The following is a 21085-nucleotide window of genomic DNA, read 5'->3' as shown; positions in this document are numbered from 1 at the left end:
CCGCAGCGCAAGACCTCAGCCGGTTCCGGCGGGCTGGCGCCCGTGCTCACGCACGGCGATGCGGGCCAGCTTCGTCAGCATCATGCCGTTGCGCACCGCGACGAGGTAGTTCACGGGGAGCCCGTGCATCCTCGTTCCGGGGCCCCGAAGCGGGTGCCAGTCGAGGACGAAGAGGGTGTGGTCGCCCCAGGGGATCAGATTCATCGCGATCCGGGCCGCACCGAAGGGGTCGGCCTTCGCCTCCAGCTCCAGGCGGCGCTGGGGTTCACAGATGCGGACGACACAGGTGTCGTCGAGGGTCATGGCGCCCACCCCGACGCGGACCCGCAAGCGGGCACCCTTCGCGGGCCAGTGCGGGTCCGCGGCCAGGACCTGCCGGGTTCCGGTCACCCACTCCCCGTAGCGGTGCCCATCGGACAGCAGTCTCCACACCTCGGACGGTTCGCTCAGGATCAGCCGCCGGTTCCGGGCCACGCCGACCACACTCCTCCCAACAGCACCGTCGGCCCGGTTCCTGTGGGACGGAGCGCCACACCGGGACCGACGCCGCCTCGCTGCTCGGCACACTTCAACGCTAACCGCGCGACCCACAACAGGCACCCGCATCAGCAGCCCCACGTCCCGGGCAGCGGACAGCGCCCCTCGCTCCGACGCAGGGGCTGGTTGCGGGCAGGTGCCGGACCGCGGCGGCGGGCAGTGCGGCACGCGTCAGCGGCCGAGCGGGAGGGGCGGGGGTTCGAGGGCGGGGACAGGTGAGTGGTAGAAACGCGGAGGTATTCATCCCTCGCGTGGAAAGGAGTCGCCATGTCGTCCAAGCGTCGGCGCAAGAAGAAGGCTCGTCGCAACAACGCGGCCAACCACGGCCGTCGGCCGCAGTCCTGAGTGCGGCTCCCCGCGTGCCGCACAGGCGCGCGGGGAGCCCACGGGCTTCCGCCGCCGCGCGCGTCCGCGATGCGGTGCGCCCCGTGTCCTCCCGCTGCCGTGCCTCGTTGAGAGGCCGTGAGCACTCGAATCCCTGCCCGGCACCTCGCCCGCACCGCTGTGGCCGCAGCCGCGCTGGCCGTGCCGCTGCTGATCTTCCAGCCCGCGCCCGTCGCCGGCGCCGCGAGCGCCCCCGCCGACGGCAAGCACGATCCCGGCCGCGACACCCAGGGCGTCTTTTTGACCATCTCCGGCTCGGAGAAGTCCGCGATCCGGGGCGTCCTGCTGCAGTGCGAGCCGAGCCCGCACGGGCGGCACCCGAAGGCCGCCGAGGCGTGCGCCGCGTTCGACAAGACCCGCGGCAACCTCGACGCGCTGCCCGGCAAGCGCGGCCACTGCACCATGCAGCACGCCCCGGTGACCGTCGCCGCCCGCGGCAGCCACCGGGGGGAGGCGGTCAACTGGAAGAAGACCTTCCCCAACACCTGCGCCATGCGTCAGGCCACGGGTCCCGTCTTCGACTTCTGACCCTCGACCCGCGCCCCTGGCAGCGGATGCCGGCGCGCCGTGGTGCTACAGCGCCGCGGCGCCCGGCTTGACCATGCCGCGCACCGTGCGCGAGTCGACGTACTGGCCGAGTGCCGTCATCTCCCACTCACCGGAGAACTGGCGGATGAACTTGGCCATCAGCACGCCGGTCCGCGACTCGGACTGGGTCAGGTCGTAGCGGACCAGCTCCCCGCCACTGGCGTCGAGCAGTCGGCAGTACGCCTTGGCGACGTCCGTGAACTTCTGACCGGAGAAGGAGTTCACGGTGAAGACCAGTCCCATCACCTCGGGCGGCAGGTCGCCGAGGTGGACGGTGATCACCTCGTCGTCCCCGGCGCCCTCGCCGGTGAGGTTGTCGCCGGAGTGCTGGATGACGCCGCCCAGGATGGCCAGCTTGCCGAAGTAACAGGCGTCGATCTTCTTGCGGTTGGCGTCGTAGGCGATCACCGAAGCGTCGAGGTCGATGTCCTTCGCCCGCCTGCCGGCCCGGAAGACCGGCTCCCAGCCGAGCCCCATACGGACCGAGGTGAGCAGCGGGCGGCCTCCCTTGACCAGGGAAACCGTCTGGTTCTTCTGGAGGTTGACCCGGCCCTTGTCCAGGTTGATCTTCCCGGCTCCCGCTGCGGCAGGGGCGGACGGCGCCGCGGGAGCGGACGGCGCCGACGGCGCGGCGGGGGCGGCAGCCGGGGGTGCCGGCGGGGCGGCGGGCGCTGTGGGAGCCGCAGGGGCAGCCGGGGCCGCGGGGGCGGCCGGGGCGGCGGGCTCCTCCACATTCACGCCGAAGTCCGCGGCGATACCGCCCAGCCCGTTGGAGTACCCCTGTCCGACGGCCCGCACCTTCCAGGCGCCGTTCCTGCGGTAGACCTCCACCACCAGCAGCGCCGTCTCGGCACCCAGCTTCGGCGGGGTGAAGGTGGCGAGCACCGCGCCGGTCGCTGCGTCGCGGACCGTGGCGGTGAGCTCGGTGCCCGCGAAGGTGGCGCCGGGAGCGTCGGGGCTCGCGGTGACGACGACCTTGTCGACGTCGGCGGGCACCGCGCCGGTCTCCACGGTGATGCTGTCAGTGGCACCGCTGCTGTGCGTCACGCCCGGAGCGGTGGGCTGGTTGTAGAAGACGAAATCGTCGTCCGAGCGGACCTTGCCCTCCGGGCTCAGCAGCAGAGCCGAGACGTCGAGTTTGCTGGGTGCGGTCACGTCCACCGCCACGCGCTGCGCGGTCAGCGGCAGATTGGAGCCGGGAGTCATTGCGGTCATGCCGGGAGTAACGAGCGGCCGCGCTTTGCGGTTCCTTTGCCGTGACCGGTGTTTCCGCTGTGCACAGGGTCTTCACCGCCGGCGGGGTCGGCTCCGGGCACTTTCGGCTCGCGTACACCGTACGCGTACGTCGCGGACGCGCGCCCCGGGGCCGTACCGTCGCCGCCACCACTCCGGCGACGCACACCACCATGCCCAGCACGGCACCGGCACCCGGCGTCTGGCCGAACATGGCGTACGCCCACAGCAGCGTGGTCGGCGGGGTGAGGTAGATCAGCGCGCTGGTCCCCGTGACGCCGTTGCGGCGCAGGCTCAGCCAGTAGAAGCCGTAACCGCCGACGGTGGAGAGCACCACGACCCAGGCGACGGCGAACCAGAACGCACCGGAGGCGGCCGGGGGCGCCGCGTGACCGAGCCCTGCCGCGACCGCCGTGAAGACCAGCGCGCTCACGCCGCAGTGCAGGGGCACCGCGTCGACGGAGGGCAGCTGGTGCCGGGCGCGGCGCTCCAGGAAGCTGGCGGCGAGCAGTCCGGCCATCCCGGCGAACGGCAGGGCGTACGCCCAGGTCGGTGCCGCTCCGGGGGCCGCCAGGTCCTCGCGTACGACCAGCGCCACGCCGACGAGGCCGACGAGGAGTCCGCCCCACTGGCGCCGGGTGACCTGTTCGCCGAGCAGCGGCCCGGCCAGCGCCCCGGCGGCGAGTGGCTGGAGGGCGGCTATCAGTGCGGAGGTGCCGGAGGGAACGCCCAGGCCGACGGCCCACACGATGGAGCCGAGGTAGACGCCTTGGGAGAGCAGCCCGATCGCCGCCTGCTCGGCGAGGGCGCGCGCCGGCAGTCGGCGGCGGCGCCACAGCAGCCAGGCGCCGCCCAGCAGCGCCGTCGCGACGAGGAACCGCCACATCAGCAGGGTGTCGGCCGGGGCCTGCCGGGTGCCGAGTTCGGCACCGATGAAGCCGGAGCTCCACATGACGACGAGTCCGGCGGAGACGGTGGCGGAGGCCACGGGGGCCGGGAGGGACAGGGGTGGTGCCGGCACGGGAGAGCTCCTCGACGAGGGGTCGGTTGAGGGGTCGGACGGGTGATCAACAGCCCGCACGGCCAGGTAGACCGATCGGTTTACCTGGCCGAGGGGTACAGTGAAGTAGACAGATCTGTTTACCGCAAGCGGTGCTGGTGGGCGGATCGATGAGCCGGAGGTTCCGGCCCGTCGGCCGAAGGGAGCCGGAGGCAGTGGGGACGAAGACGAAGAAGGAGCCGGAGGCGGCGGCAGCGACAGCTACCGGGCCGGGGGCGGCCACGCAGCTGACCCCGGGCGCCCGCAGGATCCTCGACGCGGCGAGCACCCTCTTCTACGAGCGCGGTATCACGGCAGTCGGCGTGGATCTGATCGCCAAGGAGGCGGGCACCACCAAGAAGACGCTCTACGACCGGTTCGGCGGCAAGGACGCGCTGATCACGGCGTATCTGCACGAGCGCGATCTGCGCTGGCGCGCCTGGCTGACCTCATGGGTGGACACGCACGCCGCCGGGGGAGGCCAAAGCGGGGCCGGGGAGCCGCTGCTGGCCACCTTCGACGCGCTCGCGGAGTGGATGCGGCAGCACAACCCGCGCGGCTGCGGTTTCGTCAACGCCGCCGCCGAACTCCCCGATCCCGCACACCCGGCGCGCCGCGTGATCACCGAGCAGAAACGCTGGCTGCGCGGCTATCTGTACGAGCTCTCGGTGGCCGCCGGTGCGCACGACCCCGACGAGTTGGCCGACGGGCTGGCACTGCTGCACGAGGGCGCCGTGGTGCTGCGCGGCCTCTCCGTCGTCGACGATCCGGTCGGCGCCGCCCGCGCGCTGGCCGCGCAGACGCTGGAGCGCGCGCTCACCCCTCCGTGCGCCGCCGGGCCGCCAGTTGCAGACACTCCGCCACATGGCCGTTGAGGGTGGGCGCCGTGCCGGTCCGCTCCTCGGCGACCGCGAAACCGTGGTCGTCCAGCAGCGCCCGCAGCCGGTCCGCCGGCAGATGCCGGAAGAGGCCGCCGTCCTCGGTGGTGAACGTTCCGTACGGGCTGTGCGGCGCGATCTGCTGGTGCTGCTCGTAGCGGGCCACGTTCCGCGCGTCCCGTTGCAGGGGCACCTCGCTGACGTACAGCACTCCGCCGGGACGCAGCACCCGGGCGAGCTCGGCCAGCGTCGCGCCCTGTGCCGCGTCGTCGGGCACACAGGTCAGGACGGCGAACAGCAGCACGGCGTCGTAGGCGCCGTCCCGGTCGGGCAGCGGCAGCTCGCGCTGATGGTGGAGCGCCAGTCGGGGGTTCTCGCGCAACCCGCGCTCGATCATGGTGCGCGAGGGGTCGACGCCCACGACATGGGAGTACCCCAACTCGCCGAGTCGCGCCGTGAGCCGTCCGTACCCGCAGCCGTAGTCCAGGACGCGCGCGGTGGGCGGCACGTGGGCGGCCAGCAGGTCGGGGTCGAGGGAGTGCGTGAACGTCTTCGTCGCGCCGTCGGCCTCCCAGAAGCCGTGCACATCAACACGGACACCAGCCATGGCCGGACCATACCCCCGCCGGGCCCCGAGGTGCATCGGGGCGGTGGCTGACGCAGCCTGGAGACATGAGTGCGCTCGTCGTCGTCCACCCTCCCGCTCCCGGCGGCGGTCGCCGTGTCACCGCGCACGGCGAGACGCTGGGGACGGCCTACGGACTGACCGACCTGATCGAGTACCTTGCCGGCGCAGGCCTGGACATCGCCACCGTCGACCTCTACGACGACGCGGTCATCGAGTGGCAGGGCGGCAACCACCTGGTCTGGGGCCGCGAGGCGGAGTGAGTGCCGGGCCACCGGGAAGAAGGGCGCACAGGCGACGGCGCACAGACGACGGCGCACAGGCGACAAGGGGAGGCGGGCAGTGCGCGGGCACGGGGAGACGGACCGGGGCGCGGGCGGCGAACACAGCAGCGGCAGCCGGGCGGCCGCACGGCCGGCCTTCCCATGGCTGTGGCTGATACCGGGACTGCTGGTGCTGGGGGGACTCCTGCTGTGGGGGATCATGGTCTATCCGCATCTGCCGGAGAAGGTGCCGCAGCACTTCGGCAGCGACGGCGTCGACAGATACGCGGGCAAGTCGGTGGCCAGCGTCTTCGTACCCGTCTTCGTCCACGCGGGAGCGCTGGCGCTGCTGGCCGGCACGGCGTTCGGCACGCTGCGCATCACGCCGCTGTCCGAACTGCCGCCGGGCCGACAGGCTTCGAGCCTGGTCAACCGGCCGAAGACCGCCGAGGGGGCCCGGCGCGTCGCCCGGGCGCAGCTCTTCCTCGGGTTCTGCCTGGGGCTGACGCTGGCCGTCGCCTGCACGGTGATGTGGAGCACCGCGCCCCAGAAACAGGGCCAGCAGCCGACCGGGACGCTCGTCCTCGCCCTGCTGCCGGTCGCCCTCGGTACGCTCGCCGTCGTGGTCACGGCCCTCCGGGACCGGGGCCATGACCCCGGCCGGGCGCGGCCTACCGCCGGCTGACGCCCTGCGCCTCCTGCATGCCCTGCAGGTCGCGGCTGGTGGAGATCAGCTCCTTGGCCTCCTGCTCCGTGCTGACCATGGGCTGCGAGCCGTGCAGCGGGACCCCCGCGGTCTCCGGCATGAAGCGGACGGCGAGCAGACCGATCAGTCCGCTGACGATCAGATAGCAGCCGGGCACCAGGTTGTTGCCCGTCGCGCTGACGAGGCTCTCGGTGACCAGCGGCGTGGTGCCGCCGAAGGCGGCGACGGAGAAGTTGAAGCCGATGCCCATGGCGGCGTAGCGCACGCTGGTGGGGAAGAGCGCGGGCAGCGTGGCAGCCGACGGTGCGGCGAACCCGGCCAGCAGCGTGGCCAGGATGAGCACGCCCAGCGCGGGCAGCAGCCAGCCGTCCGAACGCAGCAGCATGAAGGCGGGAACGGCCAGCACGATCTGGCCGACGGCCGCCCAGCGGTAGACCGGACGCCGGCCGACGTGGTCGCTCAACCGGCCGATGAAGGTGATCAGCAGCACCACCCACACCATGCCGACCAGCACCAGCACATCGGCGGTGGTGCCCTCCCGGCCCAGCACTTCCGTCTGGTACGTCGGCAGATAGCCGGTGACCATGTAGTTGGTCACGTTGTAGAGCAGCACCAGGCCGACGCAGATCAGCAACGGCTCCCAGTGCCGGCGCAGGATGGTGCGGAACTCGTGCCGCTCGGCCTCCCGCTCGGCGACGGCGTGCTCATGCTCGTCCAACTGCTGCTGGAACGCCGGGGACTCCTCCAGCTTGAGCCGCATGTACAGGCCGATCAGCCCCAGCGGCCCGGCGATCAGGAACGGGATGCGCCAGCCCCAGGCGAGCATCTGGCTGTCGGACAGCGCGAGGTTGAGCCCGGTCACCAGGACCGAGCCGAGCGCATATCCGACGAAGGTGCCGAAGTCGAGCCAGCTGCCGAGGAATCCGCGCCTGCGGTCGGGCGAGAACTCCGCGATGAAGGTGGTGGCGCCGCCGTACTCACCGCCGGTGGAGAAGCCCTGCAGCATGCGTGCGAGCAGCAGGAGGATGGGAGCCGCGATGCCGATGGTGGCGTAGCTGGGGATGAAGCCGATCAGGAAGGTGCCGAACGCCATCAGGATCATCGTCGCGGCGAGCACCTTCTGGCGCCCCAGCTTGTCGCCGAGCGGCCCGAAGAAGAGCCCGCCCAGCGGACGGACGACGAAGGCGGCGGCGAAGGTCGCGAACGAGGCCAGCAGTTGCGCCGCGTCGGAGGCGTTCGGGTAGAAGACCTCGCCGATGGTGGCGGCCAGATAGCTGTAGACGCCGAAGTCGAACCACTCCATGCAGTTGCCGAGCGCGGAGGCGCTGACCGCCCGCTTGAGCATGGGCTCCTCGACGACCTGCACGTCCTCCTTGGTGAAGGGGCGGCCTTTGCGGCGCAGCCGGTGCGCCAGTTCGTCGCGGACCTGGCGGGGCAGCTCGGCGACCGCCTGCGGAACGTGCCTGGCCGTCGCCTTGCCCCCCGGCTGGCGCTTGGGGCTCTCTGTCACGTCGGCATTCACACCCTTTGTTCCGTATAGCCAGAAAAGGCCGGATCTGCTCGATCGTACGGAAAGGCCGGAGCGGATCCCGGCAGCGGGTTACCGGACTCGCCGCGTCTCACACGAGTCCGGTCCCGCCACACACGAACCACGCCCCTGGCGGCCTGTCAGGATGCGCGCCGGGGTGCGCGCGTCAGCACACGCCGTCGCCCGGCTTCGGATTGGTCAGCCCGGCGTAGGGGCGCAGCCGCAGCCCGACCCAGGTGCCCGCCAGCGCGGTGGCGCCCCAGATCCAGCCGTGCAGGCTGCCGGAGGCGATACCCGCCAGGTAGGCACCGATGTTGCAGCCGCCCGCCAGCCGGGCGCCGATCCCCATCAGGATCCCGCCGAGCACCGCAGCGCCCGCCGTCCGCCAGGCGACACCCTTGTGCAGCGTCCACACCCCGCCGGCGGCTGCCGCGACGGCCGCGCCGATCATGATGCCGAAGTCGGTGAGGCTGGTCTTGTCGGCCAGCACCGAGCCGGCCAGCGCCTTGGCGTTCTGCGGCTCCTGCCAGTAGGCCCAGCTCTCCGGTGAGCCGCCCAGCGCGCCCGTGAGCTTGCTGCCCCACAGGGTGAACGCACTGGTCACACCCCAGGCACCGCCCGAGACGAGCAGCACGGCGGCGCCCAGCACGGCGAGCACCAGAGCACCGGCCGCCAGCGGCCAGGAGCCCCGTACGACGCGGGCGAGCGTCCCGCGCGCGGTCGGCGGCACCCCCACCGGCGGCGGGTTGCGCCGGGCCTGCACCCGCCGGGTGACCAGGACGACCAGCACGAGCAGCGCCAGCGTGACCGCGAGGGAGCCCGGCCGGCCCACGTGGTCGGAGAAGAGCACCGGGTCGAAGGCGGGCAGATCCCTCCAGAGTCCGTACTGCCACGCGGCGAGCGTGGAGCCGACGACGAAGCCGCCGAGCGTCAGCACGATGGTGCTCTGTCCGGAGCCGACGGCGAACAGCGTGCCCGAGGCGCAGGCGCCCCCGAGTTGCATGCCGACGCCGAAGAGGAAGGCCCCCAGCAGCAGCCCGGCACCCAGCGGTCCCCCGCTGGGCGCGGGAGCCGAACCGAACAGACCGGTGCCGGTCCCGAGGACGAGCGTGAACAAGGTGGCGGTCGTACCGAGCAGCAGTGCGTGCGCCCGCAGCCCGGTGCCGTTGCCGACGGCGATCAACTGCCGCCAGGCGGAGGTGAATCCGAACCGGGAGTGGAAGAGCCCGACACCGAGTCCGATGCCGAGCAGGAGCAGGACACCGGGTTCGGCGCCGTACACCGACCACACATATCCGGTCAGCGCCAGCCCGAGCGCCAGCGCGACAGCGAGCGGCAGCCGTCGTACGGCGGGCGCCTCGGGCGCGGGCGCGGAGGTCGGGACGGGAGCCAGCGGCGTGGCGCGGGGGTTGTCAGGGGGAGCAGCGGTCGTCACAGGTGTCTCCGTGCGAGTACGAGCGGAAAAGGGCACGGCGACGGCGGGCTCTCACAATGCGGACGCGTCCTGGACAGGGCAGGCTGCGCAGGGGGCCGCGCCGTCAGCGGTACGGGCGGCGACAGAGCGCGTCGTCGACGCTCCACGCGGTGGCCGCGAAGAGCGTGAGGGCGAGCGCCAGCAGGCACGCGGGTCCGGACATGCGTGCAACGGTAAACGAAGTGCCGGGTTCCGCACTGCACCGTCCCGCAGACCGAGACGGGCACTGAGACGGACCAGGCCGCCGGTGCGGCTATCGGTGGGGCGGCCCACCTCCCGCAGCGGGGCGCCCCCGGCTCCCGCCGGGGGCGCCACCACCCCTCCGCCTCAGCGGGAGCGGGCTTTGAAAGCGGCTTTGCGGGCGTCCTTGGCGACCCGCTTGTCGGGATGCACCCGCCCCATGGTCTCCAGCACGTCCCCGGTGGCCGGGTGCTCCACCCGCCACGCCTTGTCGAAGAACCCGGCGTGCTGATCGACCAGGTCCCGCACCAGCTCGCGCAGTTCGTCCGGCTCGCCGGCGGTCGCGACCTGCGCGGCGATGGTGTCGATCGTGAGCCAGAACACCATCTCCTCGTCCGGCTGCGGCACATCGGCCGCCCCGCGCTCGGCGAGCCAGACCCGCGCGAGCCCGCCCAGCTGCCGGTCCTCCAGCACCTCCCGCAGTGCGGGCTCGGCCTCCGGCCCGGCGAGCGAGAGTGCCTGCTGACAGGCGAGCCGGCGGACGGGCGCGGCCTCGTCGGTGCCGCGCGCGGCCGCCAACAGCTCACGGGCGGCGGCCGTCGTGCCACCGGCACCGTCCGTCCCCTCGGCGGTCGCGCGGGCCGCGAACCAGCTCTCGATCTCGCTGCGCGCGTTCTCCTCCGTGTAGACCGGCAGGGCGGCGAGCAGCTTGTCGGCCCCGGCGTCGGCGAGGTCGCCGACCGCGGGCACGTCCAGGCCGGCCTCCCGCATCCGCTCACGTACGCCGTACAGGCCGAGCGGGGTGAGCCGCACCATGCCGTAGCGGGTGACGTCCTCCTCGTCGAGGTCGGCGCCGTCGGCACTGCCGGCGCCGTCGGCGCTCAAGCCGTCGGCGCCGGGCACCTCTTCGCCCTCGGCGGCCTCGCGGGTGAGGGCCTCGTCCACCGGCTGGTAGGCGACCAGCCCGGTCGGCTCCAGCATGCGGAACTGCTCGTCCAGCCGCATCATCGCCGTCGAGACCTCTTCCAGCACCTCGTCGGTCGGCTCCTCCATGCCGTCGGGCACGGTCATCGAGGCGGCCAGCACGGGCAGCGGCACCATGGAGCCCGCGGCGACGGCGGGATCGGTCGCGGTGAGCAGATAGAGGTTGCCGAGGGCGCTGTCGAGCGCCTCGGTCTCCTCCTCCGGGTTCCAGTCCATGGCGTCGAGGTCGATGGCGTCCGGGTCGATCTCGCCGTTCTCGCCGATCGCGCCCTCGATACCGCCCAGCAGCTCCTCGAAGCTGGGCGTCGCGGCGTCCGCGAGCACCGTGTCCAGGCCGGTGCGCCACAGTTCGAGGATCTCGTCGGGAGCGGGCACGGAGCCGCCGGGGCCGCCGGTCAGACCGTCGAACTCCTCGTCCGGTGTGGCGACGCCCACCGGTTCGTCGCTGCTGGGGGCGGTCTCCTCGCCGGTTGCCGCACCGCTTGCGCCCGCGCCTGCTTCCCCGCCTGCTTCATCGTCGTCCGCGTCCTCGTCGACGACCAACAGCCCGGTGTCCACGGCGAAGTTCCACGCGTCGGCGGCGAGTGCCGGAGCCTCCTCGTCCTCCGTCAGGCCCAGGTGCGCGGCGGCCTCCTTCAGCTGCTGGGAGAGGAGTTCACCGCCCGCGCCCACCGGGATGCCCGCGCCCGAGGAGCCGGCCGCGCGCGCCCAGCGGGTCAGCTCCACAGCGCGCGCCAGCAGCGGTGCGGCCAGTGCGTCCCGCGCCAGTTCGGCATCGGAGGGCAGCCGTACGGGCGGCAGGGTGGGACGGTCGTCACCGGTCATGTGCGGGTTCATCTCCTACGGGTCCTACGGGTTGCCGGACGGTGCGGGGACCCAGCGTAGACGGGTTCTGTCCCCGGGTGCCCGAATCGTGCACCAGGCACGTAACAGGGCCGCGGCGCACCGGACCCCCAAGCTGTCACGACCTTGACAACTGCCGTTGGCCCGCCATGCTTTACGCGCGTAGAGAATGCCCACGCAAGTGACCCCCGCGCAGAGACGTCCGTGTTCCCCACATACTTCGGAGGCCTTCCGTGCCGTCCCGTTCGCCGTCCTCCTCCGCGTCCTCCTCGGCGCCCCTGTCAGCGTCTCCCTCGCCGTCGCGTCCGGCCAGGAGCGCGGCGCTGACCGTCGCCGCCGTCTGCTCCACGCTGCTCGTACTGCCGGCCTCGACCGGAGCGGCGGCCTCTCCCGGTGCCGCGGATTCCGCGACGGCCCCGCGTATCCATGACATACAGGGCAGAACCCGGCTGTCCCCGCTGGCCGGGCAGAGCGTCGCCGATGTCCCCGGAATCGTCACGGGAGTACGGGACTTCGGTGGATCGCGGGGCTTCTGGCTCCAGGATCCGCACCCCGACCGCGACCGTGCGACCAGCGAGGGGATCTTCGTCTACACCGGGGGCGAGAGCCCCGGCGTCTCGCCGGGAGACGCGCTGCGTGTGAGCGGAAAGGTCAAGGAGTACTACCCGGGCGGCAAGGAGGCGGGCAACCAGTCGGTCACCGAACTGGTCGACGCGTCCTGGCAGCCGGCGGATCGCCTCTCCTCCGGCGCGCCGTCCGGCACGCTCCCGCGCGCCGTGCGGCTCACCCCGCACTCGGTCCCCGAGGCGTACGCGCCCGACGCAGGCGGGGGCAGCATCGAGGACCGTACGCTGCGGCCGAACCGGTACGCGCTGGACCGCTACGAGTCGCTGGAGGGCATGCGGGTGGCCGTCCGTGACGCACGGGTCACCGGGCCCACCTCCGCCTATCACGACCTGTGGGTGACCACCGACCCGAAGCAGAACCCCACCCCGCGCGGCGGCACCCTCTACGGCTCCTACCAGGACCAGAACGGGGCCCGGCTGAAGGTCTCCTCGCTGCTCCCGCTGGACGAGCACCCCTTCCCCGCGGCGAATGTGGGCGACGAGCTGCGCGGCACCACCGAAGGGCCGCTGGACTTCGAGCAGTACGGCGGCTACACCCTGCGCGCCACCACGCTGGGCGAGCACCGGGACAACGGCCTGAAGCGCGAGCGGACCCGCAAGCAGCGCCGGAACGAGCTGGCGGTGGCGACCTACAACGTCGAGAACCTCTCCCCCAAGTCGGCGCCCGCCAAGTTCGAGCGGCTGGCCGAGGGGCTGGTCACCAACCTCTCCTCGCCCGACATCGTCACCGTCGAGGAGGTCCAGGACGACACCGGGCCCACGGATGACGGCACGGTCGGCGCTGAGAAGACCCTCACCATGCTGACCGACGCGATCCGGAAGGCGGGCGGCCCCTCCTACCAGTGGCGCCAGATCGATCCGGCGGACAAGGCCGACGGCGGCCAGCCCGGCGGCAACATCCGCGTCGCGTTCCTCTACAACCCCGAGCGCGTCTCCTTCACCGACCGCCCCGGCGGCGACACGACCACCCCCGTGCAGGTCGTGAAGGAGGGCGGCAAACCCGCGCTCTCCGCCTCACCCGCCAGGATCGCGCCGCAGGACCCCGCGTGGAAGGCCAGCCGCAAGCCGCTGGCCGGCGAGTTCCGCTTCCAGGGCCGTACGGTCTTCGTGATCGCCAACCACTTCAGCTCCAAGGGCGGCGGCGACCTCGACGGTGACCAGCCGCTGGAGGGCCGCTTCCAGCCGCCCGCCCGGCACTCGGAGCCGCAGCGCGTCAAGCAGGCCGAGCTGCTCAACCGCTTCGTACGGGACGTCCGGGCCATCGACCCGAAGGCCGCCGTCGTCGCGGGCGGCGACTTCAACGACTTCCCGTTCTCACCCGCGCTCAAGACGCTGCGCTCGGGCCGCGCGTTGACCAGCCCGATGAACCAGCTGCCCGCCGACGAGCGCTACGGCTACGTCTTCAACGGCAACTCGCAGACCCTGGACCACCTGCTGACCAGCCCGGGCGCCGGCCGGGCCGAGTACGACATCGTCCACATCAACTCCGAGTTCGCCGACCAGACCAGCGACCACGACCCCTCGGTGGTCCGGCTCCGCCGGTGACCCGCGCCCCGAAGGGGCGCGGGGAACTGCATGAGCGACCCGGGGGTACCTCCCGGCCGGAGGCTGGGGGAGCCCCGCAAGCCGCGGGTTCGCCCGGACCCGCAACGGCGAAACGGCGTCAGGCCCGCCCCGTTGGTCCGTACCCGGGCGGCGCCGGGGGCTGCCCGTACGGCGGAGCGGGCTGCCCCGGCATACCGTACGCGGGCTGCGGCCCTCCGTAAGGTGCGGGGCCACCCGGCGCGGCGCCCGGTGCGGGCCGCGCCCCCACAAGGTCCCGCACCAGCAGCGTGGCCCCGGCGACGGCCCCCGGCATCAGGGGGACGGCCAGCAGCGGCACCAGGAAGGCCAGCACCAATGGCACACCGAAGCCGAGCGCGAGCGCCTTGCGCTGCCGCAGCATCGCCAGCCGCTCCCGTACCGGAACGCCCCGGCGCTGCAGCGCGACGGAGGCCAGCTCCAGGGTGAGGAAGAAGCCGGAGACGCAGACGCCGAGCACCGGCACGACGGTCTGGCCGATCAGCGGGACGAAGCCGAGGAAGAACAGCGGGATCGTCAACAGCAGCGTCCGGAACAGGACGAAGACGCTGTCGCACAGTGCGGTCCACAGCTCCCGCCACAGCGGCTGGTCGACCGTGCCCTCGGGCAGCCCGCCCTCGCTCTGCTCCACCCGTTCGGAGAGCTTCTCGTAGAAGGGCTCACCGATCAGCAGTGTGACGGCTGCGAAGGTCACCACGGCCAGCATCAGCACGCCGACCCACAGCATGACGGCGAAGACACCGCGGGTCAGCGCCCGTCCGGTCGAGCCCCAGTCGTCCGCGAAGGGCGTGGCCCAGGCGGCGATGTCGTCGGCGTAGAACCCGAGCGCTGTCAGGGCCGCCGCGTACAGGACGAGGGTGATCAGCGCGGGCAACAGCCCGAACCCGAACCACCGTCCATGGGCGAGCACCCATCGCTGTCCCTGCCCCAAGTACCGCAGTCCGGCCCCAAGATCACGCATGCCCGTAAGCCTATGGCCTACGGGCATGCGTCGGGACGGCCGCTACCGGCACCCTCCCGATCGGTTGCTCAGTTGTGACTGTGCAGCGCCTCGTTCAGTCCGCCCCAGGAGCCGCTGCGCTGCAGGGCCTCGACGGCACCGGTGACCGAGTTGCGGCGGAAGAGCAGGTTGTTGGCGCCGGACAGCTCCAGTGCCTTGACGACCTTCCCGTCCGGCAGCGTGACGCGGGTACCGGCCGTGACGTAGAGACCGGCCTCCACCACGGAGTCGTCGCCGAGCGAGATCCCGATGCCCGCCTCGGCGCCGATCAGGCAGCGCTCCCCGATGGAGATGATCTGCTTGCCGCCGCCGGAGAGGGTGCCCATGATCGAGGCGCCGCCGCCCAGGTCGGTGCCGTCGCCGAGGACGACGCCCGCGCTGATCCGGCCCTCGACCATGGAGGTGCCCAGGGTGCCGGCGTTGAAGTTGCAGAAGCCCTCGTGCATCACCGTGGTGCCCTCGGCCAGGTGCGCGCCGAGGCGGACCCGGTCGGCGTCCCCGATGCGCACGCCCTTGGGCACGACGTAGTCGGTCATCCGCGGGAACTTGTCCACGCTGGTCACGGTCAGCTGCGCACCCGAGGCACGGGCGGCGAGCCGCACCTCTTCGACCTTGTCCACCGGCACGGGGCCCAGGTTGGTCCAGGCGACATTGGCCAGATGGGCGAACTGCCCTTCCAGGCTCAGCCCGTGCGGCTTGACCAGCCGGTGGCTGAGCAGGTGGAGCCGCAGATAGACGTCGTGCGCGTCCAGCGGCTTGTCGTCCAGCGAGGAGATGACCGTCCGGACGGCCACGACCTCGACCCCGCGGCGGGGGTCTTCACCGAGGGCCTGCGGCGCGCTCTCGCCGAGCAGCTGCGCGGCGCGCTCGGGGCTCAGCCGCTCGCTGCCGGCGGGACCGGGCTCGTCGACGAGCTCCGGCCGCGGAAACCAGGTGTCCAGTACGGTGCCCCCGGCGGCGACGGTGGCGAGCCCGACGGCGACGGCGCCGGTGGTGCGGGAAGAGGTGGGTGCTTCGGTCATACCTCGAACGCTATCCGGACTCGGCCTGCGATGACGAACCGGTCCACGGAACGGTCACTCACCGTCGCCGCGGTGTCCGACGACCCGGGACAGCGCGGCCCGCACCTCCGCCCGGTCGAAGGGCCGGTCGGTGAGCAGGAACTGCAGCAGCAGCCCGTCGATGAGCGCCACCAGTGCCCGCGCGGTGGCCACGTCGGAGGTGTGGCGGGCCAGTACCCGCACCATGTCGTCCAGCCACGCGGCGGCCACCGGCTGCAGCAGCGGGCGGCGCAGGGCAGCCAGATACAGCTCGTACTCCAGCCTGATCCGGCCGCGCCCGCCGGAGGCGTACTCCTCCAACACCCTGGTCAGACCGTCGACCAGCGAGGCGTCGTCGTCCAACTCGCCGCTCCAGCTCATGATCGCGGCATGCGGCTCGCAGCTGACCTGTTCCAGCGCGGCGAGCAGCAGATCGTCCAGGCCGGCGAAGTGGTAGGTGGTGGAGCCGAGCGGCACGTCCGCCTCGGCAGCCACTGCGCGGTGGCTGAGGGCGGCTATGCCCTTGAGCTCCACGATGCGGATGGCGGCGTCGATGATGCGCTGCCGCCGCTCGGGGTCGTAGCGCCGGCCCATCAGTGCGCCCCTCCCAGGTTGAGGACGACCACCCCGCAGATCACCAGCAGGAGGCCGAGGATCTTCGCGGCCGTCACCGATTCGCCGATGAACACCACGCCGATCAGCGCGATGGCCGCAGTCCCGGCGCCCGACCAGATGGCGTAGGCCGTCCCCACGGGCATGCTCTTGAGAGCCTGCGCGAGCAGGACGAACGCCACCAGATAGCCGGCCGCCGTGAGCAGCGTGGGCACCAGCTTGGTGAAGCCGTCGCTGTACTTCATCGAGGTCGTACCCAGGATCTCGGCGAGGATCGCCCCTGCCAGCGTCACATAGACCATACGTACGAGCGTACACAACGTTGCGTACAGTCGTACATATACTTCTCCCCGCACGCGGAACGGCCGCGCACCCGAGGGGTGCGCGGCCGTTTCCCGTCCTGCGCGGACGTACGGAGAGCGGACGTACGGAGAGCGAGAACGCTCAGACGTTGAAGCCCAGCGCCCGGAGCTGCTCGCGACCGTCGTCGGTGATCTTGTCCGGACCCCACGGCGGCATCCAGACCCAATTGATCTTGAGCTCGTTGACGATGCCCTCGGTGGCGGACTGGGCCTGGTCCTCGATGACGTCGGTCAGCGGACACGCCGCCGAGGTGAGCGTCATGTCGATGGTCGCGATGTTCGCGTCATCGACGTGGATCCCGTAGATCAGGCCGAGGTTGACGACGTCGATGCCCAGCTCAGGGTCGACGACGTCCATGAGCGCCTCGCGAACCTCTTCCTCGCTCGCGGGCTTGATGGTCATCTCGGTCATGCGGTCTTCTCCTTGGCCGAGTCGGCTTCGGTCCCCTGCGCCGTCGTGCCCGCCTCGCTGAACGCCTTCGATGTCGCGTCCTTCCACGCCATCCAGCTCAGCAGCGCGCACTTCACCCGCGCCGGGTACTTCGAGACCCCGGCGAACGCCACGGCGTCCTCCAGCAGGTCCTCCATGCTGTCGTCCGGCTCCAGCTGGCCCTTGGACTGCATCAGCTCCAGGAAGGTCTCCTGGATCCTGCGGGCCTCGGCCAGTTCCTTGCCGACCAGCAGCTCGTTCAGCACCGAGGCGCTGGCCTGGCTGATGGAACAGCCCTGGCCCTCGTACGACACGTCCTCGATGGTGTCGCCGTCGTACCGCACCCGCAAGGTGATCTCGTCACCGCAGGTGGGGTTGACGTGATGCACCTCGGCGTCGCCGTCGCGCAGCCCGCGCCCGTGCGGATGCTTGTAGTGGTCCAGGATCACTTCCTGGTACATCGAGTCCAGCTTCACCGACAGCCCCTAAGCGAAGAAATTCCGTACGTGCTCCAGCCCGTCCGCCAGGGCGTCCACCTCGGCGGGCGTGGAGTACAGATAGAACGACGCTCGCGTCGTCGCAGGAATTCCGTACCGCAGGCAGACGGGGCGGGCGCAGTGGTGGCCGACCCGCACCGCGATGCCCTGCTCGTCCAGGACCTGGCCCACGTCGTGCGGGTGGATGTCACCCAGCGTGAACGAGATCGTGGCGCCGCGGTCCTCGGCCGTGGCGGGGCCGATGATCCGCAGGTCCGGGATCTCCTGGAGCTTGCGTACGGCGTACTCCGTCAGCGCGTGCTCGTGCTGCTGGATGCGGTCCATACCGATCGCGGTCAGATAGTCCACCGCCGCACCCAGCCCGACCGCCTGGGCGACCGGCGGGGTACCCGCCTCGAACTTGTGCGGTGCCGGAGCGTACGTCGACGAGTGCATCGTGACGGTCTCGATCATCTCCCCGCCACCGAGGAACGGCGGCAGGTCGTTGAGCAGCTCCTGGCGCCCCCACAGCACCCCGATCCCGGTGGGACCGCACATCTTGTGGCCGGTGAAGGCGACGAAGTCGGCCTGCAGCGCCTGCACGTCCAGCGCCATGTGCGGGGCGGCCTGCGAGGCGTCCACCACGACCAGCGCGCCCACCTCCTGAGCCCGCCGCACGATGTCCTCGACGGGGTTGAAGGTGCCCATGATGTTGGAGACGAGCGTGAGCGCGACCACCTTGGTGCGCTCCGTGATCAGCTCCTCGATCCCGGCCATGTCCAGCCGGCCCTCGTCGGTGAGGCCGAACCACTTCAGCTTCGCGCCGGTGCGCTGCGACAGCAGCTGCCACGGCACGATGTTGGAGTGGTGCTCCATCTCCGTGATGACGATCTCGGTGTCCCGCTCGACGCGGTAGGGCTCGTCGGCCCAGCCGAGCATGTTCGCCACCAGATTCAGCGACTCCGAGGCGTTCTTGGTGAAGATCACCTCATCGCGGCTGGGCGCGTTGATGAACGCGGCGACCTTGTCGCGCGCGCCCTCGTACAGCGCCGTGGCCTCCTCGGCCAGCACATGCACGCCCCGGTGGACGTTGGCGTTGTGCTTCTCGTAGTAACCGGCCAGGGCGTCGAGCACCTGGGTCGGCTTCTGCGAGGTGGCGGCGTTGTCCAGGTAGACGAGCTTCTGCCCGTCGTGCACCAGGCGGTCCAGGATCGGAAAGTCCTTACGGATCGCCTCGGTGTCCAGCAGGCCCGGGAGCTGTGTCACGCAGTGGCACCACCCTTCACGTACTCCTCGTAGCCCTCTTCCTCCAGCTTGTCGGCCAGCTCGGCCCCGCCGGACTCGGCGATCCGGCCCTTGGCGAAGACGTGCACGAAGTCGGGCTTGATGTAGCGCAGGATGCGCGTGTAGTGCGTGATCAGCAGGGTGCCGACCTCGCCGGACTCACGGACGCGGTTGACGCCCTCGGAGACGACGCGCAGCGCGTCCACATCGAGGCCGGAGTCGGTCTCGTCCAGGATCGCGATCGCCGGCTTCAGCAGCTCCAGCTGCAGGATCTCGTGGCGCTTCTTCTCACCACCGGAGAAGCCCTCGTTGACGTTGCGCTCGGCGAACGCCGGGTCGATCGAGAGGCGCTCCATGGCCTCCTTGACCTCCTTGACCCAGGTACGCAGCTTGGGGGCCTCGCCGCGGATGGCCGTGGCGGAGGTGCGCAGGAAGTTGGAGACGGAGACACCGGGGACCTCGACCGGGTACTGCATGGCGAGGAAGACACCCGCACGGGCGCGCTCGTCCACGGACATCTCCAGGACGTCCTCGCCGTCGAGCTTCACCGAGCCACCGGTGACGGTGTACTTCGGGTGGCCCGCCAGCGAGTAGGCCAGGGTGGACTTGCCGGAGCCGTTCGGGCCCATGATCGCGTGCGTTTCGCCCTGCTTCACGGTCAGGTCGACGCCGCGCAGGATCTCGGTGGGGCCGCCCTCGGTCTCGACGGAGACGTGCAGGTCATTGATCTCAAGCGTTGCCATGGGGACTTCAGGACTCCTGTGTGACGGAGACGAGCACTGCCGCATCGGGGCCGTCTCCTTCGATCTTTACGGGGTACACGGGGACGGGACGGGTGGCGGGCAGTCCGGAGGGCTTGCCGGTCCGCAGGTCGAAGCGGGAGCCGTGCAGCCAGCACTCGATACTGCACTCCTCCACCTCGCCCTCGGAGAGCGACACGTTGGCGTGCGAGCAGATGTCGTTGATGGCGAACACCTCGCCCTCGGTGCGCACGAGGGAGACCGGGACGCCGCCCAGCTCCACCCGCAGCGGGGTGTCCTCCTCCAGCTCGCTCAGCAAAGCCGCTTTGACGAAGCCTTCCTCACTCATGAGACAGACGCCTCCAGCTCCGCCTCGATCCGGGAGATGAGGCGCTCCTCCACGTCCGGCAGGCCGATCTGCTGGACGAGCTCGGCGAAGAAGCCGCGCACCACCAGGCGGCGTGCCTCGCGCTCCGGGATCCCGCGCGCCATCAGATAGAACAGCTGGTCGTCCTCGAAGCGGCCGGTCGCCGAGGCGTGACCGGCGCCGACGATCTCGCCGGTCTCGATCTCCAGATTGGGAACCGAGTCGACCCGGGAGCCGTCGGTGAGCACCAGGTTGCGGTTGAGCTCATAGGTGTCGGTGCCGGTGGCCTCCGCCCGGATGAGCACGTCACCGATCCACACCGCATGCGCGTCGTCGCCCTGGAGCGCGCCCTTGTAGGCGACGTTGCTGCGGCAGTTGGGGGTGTCGTGGTCGACCAGCAGCCGGTGCTCCTGGTGCTGCCCGGCGTCGGTGAAGTACAGCCCGTACAGCTCGGCCTCGGCACCGGGGCCGCCGTAGCTGACCCGGGGGTTGAGCCGTACCAGGTCGCCCCCGAAGGTGACCACGACCGACTTGAACGTCGCGTCCCGGCCCACCAGGGCGTTGTGCTGCGAGCAGTGCACGGCGGTGTCGTCCCAGTCCTGGACGGAGACGACGGTGACCTTGGCGCCGTCACCGAGGACGAACTCGACGTTGGCCGAGCGCACCGCGTCACCCGTGTGGTCGATGACGATGACGGCCTCGGCGAAGGCGCCGATGTCGAAGACGGTGTGCCCGTAGGTGACGCCGCCCTCGCCGTGCAGATTGACCCGCACCGGCTCGGTCAGCACCGCGTCCTTGGGCACCGTGATGACACTGGCCTTCTCGAACGAGGAGAACGCCTGCGCCGCCACCCGGTCCACCGGCTTGCCGGCCCGGCCGATACGCGCGTCGTCCCGGGACACCTTCTCGACGGTGACACCGTCGGGCGCCGACACCTCGGTCTTGACCGTGCCGGTCGCCTGCGCCGTGCCGTCGTGCAGGCCCTTGAGCCGGTCCAAAGGAGTGAAGCGCCACTCCTCCTCGCGGCCGTGCGGCACCGGGAAGTCCGCCACGTCGAAGGACGGCGGCGCGCTCATCCTCGTGGCGGTGGTGGACTCTGCGGCCACCGCGATGGCTCCGGTGGTGCTGGAACCAGCCGGAATGTTGTGGGCCTCAGCCATGGGATCCGTACTGCTCGCTTCCTAGGTCAGAAATCTTGTTCCGCCGCCGCGGCGCGTCACCACGGCGGCGAGAGGTCTGCGGGGACCTCCCGGCCGGAGGCTGGGGGAGGCATCTGCGACGACAGGAACCACCGCGCTCGGCAGC

23 protein-coding genes are annotated in these 21085 nt (G+C 71.3%); 6 read left to right on the top strand and 17 right to left on the bottom strand.

The annotated features are described in order from the left end of the window. Nucleotides 1–15: 15 nt before the first annotated feature. Complete coding sequence (locus JW613_RS07715) at nt 16–474, bottom strand: SRPBCC family protein (protein WP_099886378.1); 459 nt, start codon at nt 472–474, stop codon at nt 16–18. 330 nt (nt 475–804) lie between these two features. Between JW613_RS07715 and JW613_RS37105 the strand changes: the two genes are divergently transcribed. Further along, on the top strand, nt 805–882 hold the full coding sequence (locus JW613_RS37105) for a hypothetical protein (protein WP_469818005.1): 78 nt from the start codon (nt 805–807) through the stop codon (nt 880–882). A 117-nt stretch (nt 883–999) separates the two neighbouring features. Beyond that, entirely contained in the window at nt 1000–1449 is a 450-nt protein-coding gene (locus JW613_RS07710; protein ID WP_307865825.1) for an SSI family serine proteinase inhibitor, read from the top strand. Nucleotides 1450–1494: 45 nt separating this feature from the next. Here JW613_RS07710 and JW613_RS07705 read toward each other — a convergent pair whose 3' ends face one another. Continuing rightward, the gene (locus JW613_RS07705) at nt 1495–2625 is read right to left on the bottom strand and encodes a TerD family protein (protein ID WP_245225216.1); all 1131 of its coding nucleotides are present in this window, start codon (nt 2623–2625) and stop codon (nt 1495–1497) included. Then, nucleotides 2531–3763 carry a DMT family transporter gene (locus tag JW613_RS07700; RefSeq protein ID WP_307865824.1) on the bottom strand — a complete coding sequence of 411 codons (1233 nt, stop codon included), beginning with the start codon at nt 3761–3763 and terminating at the stop codon, nt 2531–2533. The genes JW613_RS07705 and JW613_RS07700 overlap by 95 nt, the downstream gene beginning before the upstream one ends. Before the next feature lie 194 nt (nt 3764–3957). Here JW613_RS07700 and JW613_RS07695 point away from each other — a divergent pair, with 194 nt between their 5' ends. After that, on the top strand, nt 3958–4656 hold the full coding sequence (locus JW613_RS07695; RefSeq protein ID WP_372447920.1) for a TetR/AcrR family transcriptional regulator: 699 nt from the start codon (nt 3958–3960) through the stop codon (nt 4654–4656). Here JW613_RS07695 and JW613_RS07690 read toward each other — a convergent pair. Beyond that, nucleotides 4598–5266 carry a class I SAM-dependent methyltransferase gene (locus tag JW613_RS07690; protein WP_209209927.1) on the bottom strand — a complete coding sequence of 223 codons (669 nt, stop codon included), beginning with the start codon at nt 5264–5266 and terminating at the stop codon, nt 4598–4600. The genes JW613_RS07695 and JW613_RS07690 overlap by 59 nt on opposite strands. Nucleotides 5267–5331: 65 nt before the next feature. On the opposite strand from JW613_RS07690, the gene JW613_RS07685 reads away from it, so the two are divergent. Then, the gene (locus tag JW613_RS07685) at nt 5332–5547 is read left to right on the top strand and encodes a hypothetical protein (protein WP_099879428.1); all 216 of its coding nucleotides are present in this window, start codon (nt 5332–5334) and stop codon (nt 5545–5547) included. Between the two features lie 79 nt (nt 5548–5626). Continuing rightward, complete coding sequence (locus JW613_RS07680; protein WP_307865823.1) at nt 5627–6232, top strand: DUF1648 domain-containing protein; 606 nt, start codon at nt 5627–5629, stop codon at nt 6230–6232. On the opposite strand, the gene JW613_RS07675 is transcribed toward JW613_RS07680, so the two are convergent. From JW613_RS07675 to JW613_RS07665, 3 genes are all read right to left on the bottom strand, one after another. Then, the gene (locus JW613_RS07675) at nt 6219–7763 is read right to left on the bottom strand and encodes an MFS transporter (RefSeq protein ID WP_209209926.1); all 1545 of its coding nucleotides are present in this window, start codon (nt 7761–7763) and stop codon (nt 6219–6221) included. The two genes, JW613_RS07680 and JW613_RS07675, sit on opposite strands and share 14 nt — an antisense overlap. Nucleotides 7764–7947: 184 nt before the next feature. After that, nucleotides 7948–9216, bottom strand: a complete 1269-nt coding sequence (locus tag JW613_RS07670) for a YeeE/YedE family protein (RefSeq protein ID WP_209209925.1) — start codon at nt 9214–9216, stop codon at nt 7948–7950. Between the two features lie 366 nt (nt 9217–9582). Continuing rightward, nucleotides 9583–11244, bottom strand: a complete 1662-nt coding sequence (locus JW613_RS07665) for a hypothetical protein (RefSeq protein ID WP_209209924.1) — start codon at nt 11242–11244, stop codon at nt 9583–9585. Between the two features lie 296 nt (nt 11245–11540). On the opposite strand from JW613_RS07665, the gene JW613_RS07660 reads away from it, so the two are divergent. Then, nucleotides 11541–13433, top strand: coding sequence for a DUF8508 domain-containing protein (locus JW613_RS07660; protein ID WP_209210010.1), 1893 nt, complete (start codon nt 11541–11543; stop codon nt 13431–13433). 118 nt (nt 13434–13551) lie between these two features. Here JW613_RS07660 and JW613_RS07655 read toward each other — a convergent pair whose 3' ends face one another. The 10 genes from JW613_RS07655 to sufD all read right to left on the bottom strand — a co-directional run bounded on the left by JW613_RS07655 (nt 13552) and on the right by sufD (nt 20940). Beyond that, on the bottom strand, nt 13552–14430 hold the full coding sequence (locus tag JW613_RS07655; protein WP_209209923.1) for an EI24 domain-containing protein: 879 nt from the start codon (nt 14428–14430) through the stop codon (nt 13552–13554). Nucleotides 14431–14498: 68 nt separating this feature from the next. Further along, nucleotides 14499–15491 carry a 2,3,4,5-tetrahydropyridine-2,6-dicarboxylate N-succinyltransferase gene (gene dapD, locus JW613_RS07650; RefSeq protein WP_209209922.1) on the bottom strand — a complete coding sequence of 331 codons (993 nt, stop codon included), beginning with the start codon at nt 15489–15491 and terminating at the stop codon, nt 14499–14501. A gap of 54 nt (nt 15492–15545) precedes the next feature. Further along, nucleotides 15546–16103: a TetR/AcrR family transcriptional regulator gene (locus JW613_RS07645; protein ID WP_209209921.1), complete on the bottom strand. Its 558-nt coding sequence runs from the start codon at nt 16101–16103 to the stop codon at nt 15546–15548. Then, nucleotides 16103–16423, bottom strand: coding sequence for a DMT family transporter (locus JW613_RS07640; RefSeq protein WP_209209920.1), 321 nt, complete (start codon nt 16421–16423; stop codon nt 16103–16105). Before JW613_RS07640 ends, JW613_RS07645 begins: the two co-directional genes overlap by 1 nt. 142 nt (nt 16424–16565) lie before the next feature. Next, the gene (locus tag JW613_RS07635; protein WP_099879440.1) at nt 16566–16895 is read right to left on the bottom strand and encodes a metal-sulfur cluster assembly factor; all 330 of its coding nucleotides are present in this window, start codon (nt 16893–16895) and stop codon (nt 16566–16568) included. Next, the gene (sufU, locus tag JW613_RS07630; RefSeq protein ID WP_209209919.1) at nt 16892–17389 is read right to left on the bottom strand and encodes a Fe-S cluster assembly sulfur transfer protein SufU; all 498 of its coding nucleotides are present in this window, start codon (nt 17387–17389) and stop codon (nt 16892–16894) included. Before sufU ends, JW613_RS07635 begins: the two co-directional genes overlap by 4 nt. A gap of 9 nt (nt 17390–17398) precedes the next feature. Continuing rightward, nucleotides 17399–18655, bottom strand: a complete 1257-nt coding sequence (locus JW613_RS07625) for a cysteine desulfurase (RefSeq protein ID WP_209209918.1) — start codon at nt 18653–18655, stop codon at nt 17399–17401. Further along, entirely contained in the window at nt 18652–19416 is a 765-nt protein-coding gene (gene sufC / locus JW613_RS07620) for a Fe-S cluster assembly ATPase SufC (protein WP_099879447.1), read from the bottom strand. Before sufC ends, JW613_RS07625 begins: the two co-directional genes overlap by 4 nt. A 7-nt stretch (nt 19417–19423) precedes the next feature. Next, nucleotides 19424–19762, bottom strand: coding sequence for a non-heme iron oxygenase ferredoxin subunit (locus JW613_RS07615; protein WP_209209917.1), 339 nt, complete (start codon nt 19760–19762; stop codon nt 19424–19426). Then, nucleotides 19759–20940 (bottom strand): Fe-S cluster assembly protein SufD, encoded by a 1182-nt coding sequence (gene sufD, locus JW613_RS07610; RefSeq protein ID WP_209209916.1) that lies wholly within the window; start codon nt 20938–20940, stop codon nt 19759–19761. The genes JW613_RS07615 and sufD overlap by 4 nt, the downstream gene beginning before the upstream one ends. Between the last annotated feature and the right edge of the window lie 145 nt (nt 20941–21085).

This window comes from Streptomyces smyrnaeus (assembly GCF_017676345.1).
Classification (GTDB): domain Bacteria; phylum Actinomycetota; class Actinomycetes; order Streptomycetales; family Streptomycetaceae; genus Streptomyces; species Streptomyces smyrnaeus.
Note: the sequence above shows the minus strand (reverse complement) of the source record. Positions and strands in the feature narration are given on the sequence as shown.

Excerpts from the sequence above, each read along its gene's own strand:
- JW613_RS37105 (WP_469818005.1), top strand. The coding sequence starts at position 805 with ATGTCGTCCAAGCGTCGGCGCAAGAAGAAGGCTCGTCGCAACAACGCG.
- JW613_RS07690 (WP_209209927.1), bottom strand. The coding sequence starts at position 5,266 with ATGGCTGGTGTCCGTGTTGATGTGCACGGCTTCTGGGAGGCCGACGGC.
- JW613_RS07685 (WP_099879428.1), top strand. The coding sequence starts at position 5,332 with ATGAGTGCGCTCGTCGTCGTCCACCCTCCCGCTCCCGGCGGCGGTCGC.
- JW613_RS07665 (WP_209209924.1), bottom strand. The coding sequence starts at position 11,244 with ATGACCGGTGACGACCGTCCCACCCTGCCGCCCGTACGGCTGCCCTCC.
- JW613_RS07655 (WP_209209923.1), bottom strand. The coding sequence starts at position 14,430 with ATGCGTGATCTTGGGGCCGGACTGCGGTACTTGGGGCAGGGACAGCGA.
- dapD (WP_209209922.1), bottom strand. The coding sequence starts at position 15,491 with ATGACCGAAGCACCCACCTCTTCCCGCACCACCGGCGCCGTCGCCGTC.
- JW613_RS07645 (WP_209209921.1), bottom strand. The coding sequence starts at position 16,103 with ATGGGCCGGCGCTACGACCCCGAGCGGCGGCAGCGCATCATCGACGCC.
- JW613_RS07640 (WP_209209920.1), bottom strand. The coding sequence starts at position 16,423 with ATGGTCTATGTGACGCTGGCAGGGGCGATCCTCGCCGAGATCCTGGGT.
- JW613_RS07635 (WP_099879440.1), bottom strand. The coding sequence starts at position 16,895 with ATGACCGAGATGACCATCAAGCCCGCGAGCGAGGAAGAGGTTCGCGAG.
- sufC (WP_099879447.1), bottom strand. The coding sequence starts at position 19,416 with ATGGCAACGCTTGAGATCAATGACCTGCACGTCTCCGTCGAGACCGAG.
- JW613_RS07615 (WP_209209917.1), bottom strand. The coding sequence starts at position 19,762 with ATGAGTGAGGAAGGCTTCGTCAAAGCGGCTTTGCTGAGCGAGCTGGAG.
- sufD (WP_209209916.1), bottom strand. The coding sequence starts at position 20,940 with ATGGCTGAGGCCCACAACATTCCGGCTGGTTCCAGCACCACCGGAGCC.